Genomic DNA, 6,628 nt, shown 5'->3' on the forward strand with positions numbered 1-6,628 from the left:
GAGCAGCCCCAGCAGGCGCGTCCAGTGGCGTCGCGCGGAGGCCGTGTCGCCGCGCCGCACCGCGGCCGCGCCGGCCAGCGCGAGGGCCTTGGGCTGATCGGGATCGAGCGCCAGCGCCGCGTCGATCGCCGCCTGCGCCGGGCCGCCGAGATCGCCCCCTTGCTGCGATCCCACCGCGTCGGCGAGATCCGCTTGCAGCTTCGCGCGAAGCTGCGTCTGATCAGCCCCCGACGCCAGCGCGATCGCGCGCCGGTAGGCGTCGACCGCATCGCCGTAGCGCTCCTGCACCTCGCGCGAGCGCGCCAGCACCATCCATCCCTGCAGGTCCTGCGGCGAAGCGGCGAGCTTCGCGGCCAGGCGGTCGACCATCGCGTCGACGTCGACACCCTCGGTCGCATGCGACGCGCCGCCGCCGGACGTTTCCTCGGCCGCCGCGCGCGGATCGCCGACCTCGAGGTACACCGCGAGCGCCGCCACCGGCAGTCCCAGGCTGAGCACGCCGGCGACGCCGAGCCGCGACCAGCGTCCGCCGGCGGTCCGCGCCGCCATGCCGGTCGAGGAGCCGCTCTCGCGCAGCAGCGGCCACAGCAGCACGGCCAGCACCGCCAGCAGCATCCCCGTCGCCGAGGCCCAGAGCGGGAACAGCGCATTCATCGGGTGAATCCTTCCTTCATGTCCTGAGCCTCGAGGTCCTGGAGATCCTCGTCATGCTCGTCATCGTCGATGCCGTCGGGCGCGAAGGCGCCGCGACGCCGCAAGGCCGACGCGAGTGCGACCAGCCCCGCGGCCAGCACCAGGAACGGCCCCGTCCAGAGCAACCAGGTCGACGGCCGCCACGGCGGCGAGTAGCGGACGAACGCGCCGTAGCGCTGCTCGAAGAAGGCCACGACCTCGTCGTCGCTGCGACCGTCGCGGAGCTGTTCGCGGATCACCTGGCGCATGTCGGCGGCCAGTGGCGCGTTGGATTCGGCGATCGTCTGGTTCTGACAGACGACGCAGCGCAGGGTGTGGGCCAGGCGCGACTCGCGGTCCTCGAGCGAGTCGCCGGCCGTGCTTACCGTTGCCGTGGCAGCCGTGGCAGCCGTGGCAGCCGTGGCAGCCGTGGCAGCCGTAGCCGTCGCGGTCAGCCCCGCGATCGCGACCACCGCTGCCAACGAGGTCAGCGCTGCCAACACGGCCAGCGCCAGTGCGGCCGCGGCGATCGCGCGCCGCGCCGTCATCGGGCCGCCCTCAGCGCGGGCAGCAGCTTGTCGCGCCAGACCTCGGCCGTCACCGGTCCCTGGTGGCGATAGCGCACGCGGCCATGCGCGTCGATGACGAAGGTTTCCGGCACGCCCTGCACGCCGAAGTCCAGGCCGACGCGGCCATCGGCATCGACCGCCGAGGCGCGATAGGGATTGCCGACAGCCCCCAGCAGCGCGCGGGCCGCGTCGTCCTGGTCCTTGTAGTTGAGGCCGTAGAGCGCCACGTCGTCGCGTGCCGCGAACTCCCGCAGCGCCGGCAACTCCGCGCGGCAGGGCTCGCACCAGGAGGCCCAGACGTTCAGCATCCAGGGCCGCCCCTGCATCGACGCCGTGCCGAAACGGCGGCTGGCGTCCTCGAGCAACGGGCGCTCGAACACCGGCGCGGGGCGGTCCAGCAGGGCCGACGGCAGCACGCGCGGATCGCGGTCCAGGCCGAAGGCCAGCATCAACGCCAGGCCGAGGAACACCGCCAAGGGCAGCAGGTAGCGCATCAGGCGATCTCCCCGCGGGCGAGCGCCGCGGCGCCCGGCGCCAGGGCCGGATCGGCGGCGCGGTCCGGCGCGCCGGTCGTGGCCGGGGCTGCATCGCTCGACCCGAGGACGCCGATCGCGTCGATCGCGTGAGTCGCGTGGGTCGCGTCGATCGCGTCGGTCGCGTCGGTCGCGGCGCGGTCGCGGCCGTCGTCGACGCGCGCGGCCCTCCAGGCCCGCAATCGCCGGTCCGCCAGCGCGAGGAAACCACCCACCGCCATCAGGAACACGCCGGCCCAGATCCACGCCATGAACGGCTTCACCTGGACCCGCACGTGCCAACGGCCGTCGCCGACCGGATCGGCCAGCACCACGAACAGGTCGCGCCGCCAGCCGACGTCGATCGCGGGCTGGCTCAGCGCGGTGCCATCGGCGCGGAACACGCGCTTCTCGGGATGCAGCGTCACGTCGCCGGCGGTGAAGGTCGCGCGGACGCTGTCGTGATTGGGCCCGGCGACCGGGTCCAGCGACGCGAAGCGGAAGTGCTGCCCCGCGACCTCGACCGTCTCGCCGATCGCGAGCGTCGCTTCCTTGTGGCGCTCGAAGCCGGTCGCCAATGTCGCGCCGAGCACGAACACCCCGACGCCCGCGTGCGCTGCCAGCATGCCCCACCAGCCGGCGGGCTGGCGCGCGGCGCGGCGCCAGCGGGCGCCGGGCTCGGCCCCCAGGCGCTGCGCGGCATGGCCGACGGCCGAGCCGATGCACCACGCCGCCAGCACGAGGCCGAAGCCCGCCAGCGGCGTCCAGCCGGTCAGCGCGCCGCCGGACAGCGCCAGCAGCACCCCCGCGCTGACGCCGCTCGCGCCGACGGCCCAGCGCAGCTGGCGGGCGAGGTCGGGCAGCGGCGCCCGTTTCCAGCGCGCCAGCGGCGCCACGCCCATCAGCACCAGCGCCGGCACCAGCATCGGCAGGAAGACGGCCTCGAAGTAGGGCGGGCCGACGGAGATCTTCTCGCCGCGCAGCAGGTCCAGCGCCAGCGGGTACAGCGTGCCCAGCAGCACCGCCAGCGCGGCGGCGCCGAGCAGCACGTTGTTGAGCAGCAGCAGCGTCTCGCGCGACAGCGCCGCGAAGCGGCCGCCCAGGCCGACGCTCGGCGCCCGCCACGCGAAGAGCAGCAGCGAGCCGCCGATCACCGCGATCATCATCGACAGGATATAGAGCCCCCGGCCCGGGTCGACGGCGAAGGCATGCACCGAGGTCAGCACGCCCGAGCGGACCAGGAAGGTGCCCAGCAGGCTCAGCGAGAACGCCGCGATCGCCAGCAGCACCGTCCAGCTGCGGAAGGCGCCGCGGTGGTCGGTGACGACCAGCGAATGGATCAGCGCGGTGCCGGCCAGCCAGGGCATCAGCGAGGCGTTCTCCACCGGGTCCCAGAACCACCAGCCGCCCCAGCCGAGCACGCCGTAGGCCCAGGCGCTGCCCAGCAGGATGCCCAGCGTCAGGAAACTCCAGGCGGCCAGCGTCCAGGGCCGCGCCCAGCGCGCCCAGGTCGCGTCCAGGCGGCCGGAGATCAGCGCCGCGATGCCGAAGGCGAAGGCGACCGAGAAACCGACGTAGCCCATGTAGAGGAAAGGCGGGTGCGCCACCATGCCGGGGTCCTGCAGCAGCGGGTTCAGGTCGCGGCCCTCGGGCGCGGCCGGCGACAGCCGCGCGAACGGGTTGGACAGCGCCAGCAGGAAGGCCAGCATGCCGATGCCGATCCAACCCAGCACCGCCAGCACGCGGGCGACGAAGTCGGCGGGCAGGCGCCGGCTCAGCAGCGCGACCGCCGCGCCCCAGACCGCCAGCAGCGTCTGCCACAGCAGCATCGAGCCCTCGTGGCCGCCCCAGACGGCGGTGAAGCGGTACAGCGCCGGCAGCGTCGAGTGCGAGTTCGCCGCGACGTAGAGGACCGAGAAGTCCTTGCGCAGGAACGAGGCGGCCAGCACCGCGAAGGCCAGCAGGCACAGCGCGCACTGCAGCAGCGCCGCCGGCCGCGCGACGCGCATCCAGGCCTCGACGCGCCAGTGCGCGCCGGCCAGCGGCAACGTGCCCTGGACGACGGCGACCAGCAGCGCCAGCACCAGCGCGAAGACGCCGATCTCCGGAATCATGGCGAGCCTCCCGTGCCGGCACCCGCACCCGCACCCGCACCCACACCGGCACCTGTGCCTGTGCCTGTGCCTGTGCCTGTGCCTGTGCCTGTGCCTGTGCCTGTGCCTGTGCCACGGCCGGTCGCGGACGGCGAGGCGCCGGCGGCGCGTCGGCCCTGCTCGAGCGCGGCCGCGGCCTCGGGCGGCATGTAGTTCTCGTCGTGCTTGGCCAGGACCTCGGTCGCGACGAAGGCGCCGTCCGTTCCCAGCCGGCCGGCCACCACCACGCCCTTGCCCTCCTTGAAGAGGTCGGGCAGCAGGCCGCGGTAGTGGACCGCCACCCGGTGGACCTGGTCGGTCACGACGAACCGCACGGCCAGGCCGTCGGCCTCGCGGCGCAGCGAGGCCGGCTCGACCAGCCCGCCCAAGCGGAAGGCGGCGTCGCGCGGCGCCTGCGCCGCCTGGACCTGCGTGGGGCTGAAGAAGAACATGACGTTGTCGCTCAGCGCGCGCAGCACCAGCGCGGTCGCCAGGCCCATCGCGGCCAGGCCGAGCAGGACGAGCAGCAGTCGGCGTCGGCGCGCGGTCATGGCGCCTCCTCGTGGTCGAAGTCCGCGCGTTCGACGGCCAGGTGGCGCGCGCGGCGGGCGCGGCGCCACAACGCCAGCACCTCCACGACGAGCAGCAGCGCCGAGGCCCAGCCCACGGCGAGGTAGAAGGCGTGGTCAGCGCGCATCGAGCTCTCCTTGCGCGCGCTCGCGTAGCAGGCAGCGCGCCCGCGCCAGCGAGACCGCGATCGCGTACGCCCAGCAGGCCAGCGCCAGCAGCAGCATGCCCGCGAGCATCGAGGCCGCCATCGTCGGCGCCGCGTCGAAGCGGATCGACGCGCCCTGGTGCAGCGTGCTCCACCAGCGCACCGAGAAGTAGATGACCGGCACGTTGACGACGCCCACCAGCAGCACGATCGCGCCGGCGCGGTCGGCGCGGCGGGTGTCGTCGATCGCGGACACCAGGGCCAGGTAGCCGAGGTAGAGGAAGAGCAACAGCAGCTCCGAGGTCAGTCGCGCGTCCCAGACCCACCACGCGCCCCAGGCTGGCTTGCCCCAGGCGGCGCCGGTCCACAGCGCGATGACGGTGAAGAGGGCGCCGGTCGGCGCCAGCGCCCGCGCCATCACCGGCGAGAGCTTCGTGTTGTAGACCAGGCCGAGCGCCGCGTGCAGCGCCGCGGCCAGGTACAGCAACATCGACATCCAGGCCGCCGGCACATGGAGATAGATCAGGCGGTAGACCTCGCCCTGCTGGTGGTCCGCCGGCGCGACGACCAGGCCGATCCACAGGCCCGGGAGCGCGAGCAGCACCGCGAGTCCGGCGAACCAAGGGATCGCGCGCGCCGCCCAAGGATCGAAGACGGCGGGCGAGGCCAGCGCGCGCCAGCGGCGCGGCCGCGATCCCGGCGCATCGGCCGGGGGCTTGGCGGGGAAGGGGGCGGGGCCGGTCATCGACATGGGGCAAGGACTCTCATTCGACGGCGAGCCGGAGCGCGGCGCTCGTGGCCCAGGGCAGCGTGACCAGCGAGACCAGCAGCACCGCGCCCAGCAGCGCGAGCTGCGGCGCGGCCGGCAGGCCTTGCTGGGCCGCGGTGGCGGCACCGCTGCCGAAGATCAGGGTCGGCACGCACAGCGGCAGCACGATCAGCGCCAGCAGCACATGGCCGCGCAGCCCCAGCGTCAGCGCCGCGCCGAACGCGCCGAGCAGCGACAGCGCCGGCGTGCCGATCAGCAGCGCCAGCGCGAGCGCCTGGATCGCCGCCGGCGCCAGGCCGTACTGCAGCGCCAGCAGCGGGCCGGCCAGCACCAGCGGCGCGCCGGTGAGCAGCCAGTGCGCCAGCGTCTTGGCCGCGACCAGCGCGAGCGCGCCGCCTGGCGCCAGCAGCGCCTGCTCCAGGCTGCCGTCGGCCAGGTCGGCCTCGAACAGCCGGTACTGCGACAGCAGCATCGCCAGCAGTGCCGCGACCCAGAGCACGCCCGGTCCGAGCGCGCGCAGCAGCGCCGCGTCCGGGCCGACGGCCAGCGGGAACAGGCTGGCGACGATGGCGAAGAACACCAGCGGTCCCAGCGCGTCCGAGGGCCGGCGCACGGCCAGCAGCAGGTCGCGATGCAGCAGCGCGAGGCTCATGCGGCGCGGACGGGGCGGTCATGGCGGGAAGGCGCGACGCCGAGGTCCAGCGGCACGCAGGCGATCTGGGGCAGGTCCAGCGGGTGATGGGTGGCGACGACGGCGAGGCCGCCCGCCTCGAGGTGGCGCGCCAGCTGCGACGCGAAGGCGCGTTCGCCGTCGGCGTCCAGCGCGGCGGTCGGCTCGTCGAGCAGCCACAGCGGCCGGCCGCTCAGGCGCACGCGCGCGAGCGCCAGGCGGCGGCGCTGGCCCTGCGACAGCCGGCGCACCGGGGTCGCGGCGAGCCGGCCCAGGCCGGCGTCGTCGATCGCGGCCTGGATCGCCGCGGGCTCCGCCCGCCGGCCGGCGACGCGGGCCGACAGCGCGAGGTTCTCCCGCGCGCTCAGGTCCAGGCCGAGGCCGTTCTGGTGCGCCAGGTAGGCGACATCCGCGGCCCGGTCCAGGCCGTCGATCAGGCCGCGTTCCACCGGCAGCAGCCCGGCGAGCTGGCGCAGCAGGCTGCTCTTGCCGCTGCCATTGGGGCCGCGCAGCGCGAGCGCCTGGCCCGCGCGCAGCTCGAAGCTCAGGTCGCGGAACAGCCAGCGGCCGCCGCGCGCGCAGCCCAGGC

General features: G+C 74.8%; 8 protein-coding genes and 1 pseudogene. All 9 read right to left on the minus strand.

All coding sequences use genetic code 11. The annotated features are described in order from the left end of the window. Nucleotides 1-654 (minus strand): annotated as a pseudogene (locus N5D62_RS28135) (c-type cytochrome biogenesis protein CcmI); the annotation flags it as partial. Next, a complete protein-coding gene (locus N5D62_RS28140; RefSeq protein WP_279761435.1) occupies nucleotides 651-1,220 on the minus strand; it encodes a cytochrome c-type biogenesis protein CcmH in 570 nt (189 codons plus the stop codon). The pseudogene N5D62_RS28135 and the gene N5D62_RS28140, both read right to left, overlap by 4 nt. Next, nucleotides 1,217-1,735 carry a DsbE family thiol:disulfide interchange protein gene (locus N5D62_RS28145; RefSeq protein ID WP_279761437.1) on the minus strand — a complete coding sequence of 173 codons (519 nt, stop codon included), beginning with the start codon at nucleotides 1,733-1,735 and terminating at the stop codon, nucleotides 1,217-1,219. The genes N5D62_RS28140 and N5D62_RS28145 overlap by 4 nt, the downstream gene beginning before the upstream one ends. Then, nucleotides 1,735-3,867: a heme lyase CcmF/NrfE family subunit gene (locus N5D62_RS28150; protein WP_279761439.1), complete on the minus strand. Its 2,133-nt coding sequence runs from the start codon at nucleotides 3,865-3,867 to the stop codon at nucleotides 1,735-1,737. The genes N5D62_RS28145 and N5D62_RS28150 overlap by 1 nt, the downstream gene beginning before the upstream one ends. Next, nucleotides 3,864-4,436, minus strand: a complete 573-nt coding sequence (gene ccmE / locus N5D62_RS28155) for a cytochrome c maturation protein CcmE (RefSeq protein ID WP_279761441.1) — start codon at nucleotides 4,434-4,436, stop codon at nucleotides 3,864-3,866. Before ccmE ends, N5D62_RS28150 begins: the two co-directional genes overlap by 4 nt. After that, complete coding sequence (locus tag N5D62_RS28160; RefSeq protein WP_279761443.1) at nucleotides 4,433-4,582, minus strand: hypothetical protein; 150 nt, start codon at nucleotides 4,580-4,582, stop codon at nucleotides 4,433-4,435. The genes ccmE and N5D62_RS28160 overlap by 4 nt, the downstream gene beginning before the upstream one ends. Next, complete coding sequence (gene ccmC, locus N5D62_RS28165; protein WP_279761449.1) at nucleotides 4,572-5,345, minus strand: heme ABC transporter permease CcmC; 774 nt, start codon at nucleotides 5,343-5,345, stop codon at nucleotides 4,572-4,574. The genes N5D62_RS28160 and ccmC overlap by 11 nt, the downstream gene beginning before the upstream one ends. A 19-nt stretch (nucleotides 5,346-5,364) precedes the next feature. After that, nucleotides 5,365-6,021 carry a heme exporter protein CcmB gene (gene ccmB / locus N5D62_RS28170; protein WP_279761445.1) on the minus strand — a complete coding sequence of 219 codons (657 nt, stop codon included), beginning with the start codon at nucleotides 6,019-6,021 and terminating at the stop codon, nucleotides 5,365-5,367. Then, nucleotides 6,018-6,628: heme ABC exporter ATP-binding protein CcmA (gene ccmA, locus N5D62_RS28175; protein WP_347881840.1), on the minus strand; the 611-nt coding region annotated here is incomplete at its 5' end. The genes ccmA and ccmB, both read right to left, overlap by 4 nt.

It is taken from the genome of Mitsuaria sp. GD03876 (genome assembly GCF_029840635.1).
Lineage (GTDB): Bacteria > Pseudomonadota > Gammaproteobacteria > Burkholderiales > Burkholderiaceae_C > Roseateles.

Bases quoted from the DNA above. Each gene is read 5' to 3' on its own strand.
- N5D62_RS28160 (WP_279761443.1), bottom strand. From the start codon at position 4,582: ATGCGCGCTGACCACGCCTTCTACCTCGCCGTGGGCTGGGCCTCGGCG.
- ccmE (WP_279761441.1), bottom strand. From the start codon at position 4,436: ATGACCGCGCGCCGACGCCGACTGCTGCTCGTCCTGCTCGGCCTGGCC.
- N5D62_RS28150 (WP_279761439.1), bottom strand. From the start codon at position 3,867: ATGATTCCGGAGATCGGCGTCTTCGCGCTGGTGCTGGCGCTGCTGGTC.
- ccmB (WP_279761445.1), bottom strand. From the start codon at position 6,021: ATGAGCCTCGCGCTGCTGCATCGCGACCTGCTGCTGGCCGTGCGCCGG.
- ccmC (WP_279761449.1), bottom strand. From the start codon at position 5,345: ATGACCGGCCCCGCCCCCTTCCCCGCCAAGCCCCCGGCCGATGCGCCG.
- N5D62_RS28140 (WP_279761435.1), bottom strand. From the start codon at position 1,220: ATGACGGCGCGGCGCGCGATCGCCGCGGCCGCACTGGCGCTGGCCGTG.
- N5D62_RS28145 (WP_279761437.1), bottom strand. From the start codon at position 1,735: ATGCGCTACCTGCTGCCCTTGGCGGTGTTCCTCGGCCTGGCGTTGATG.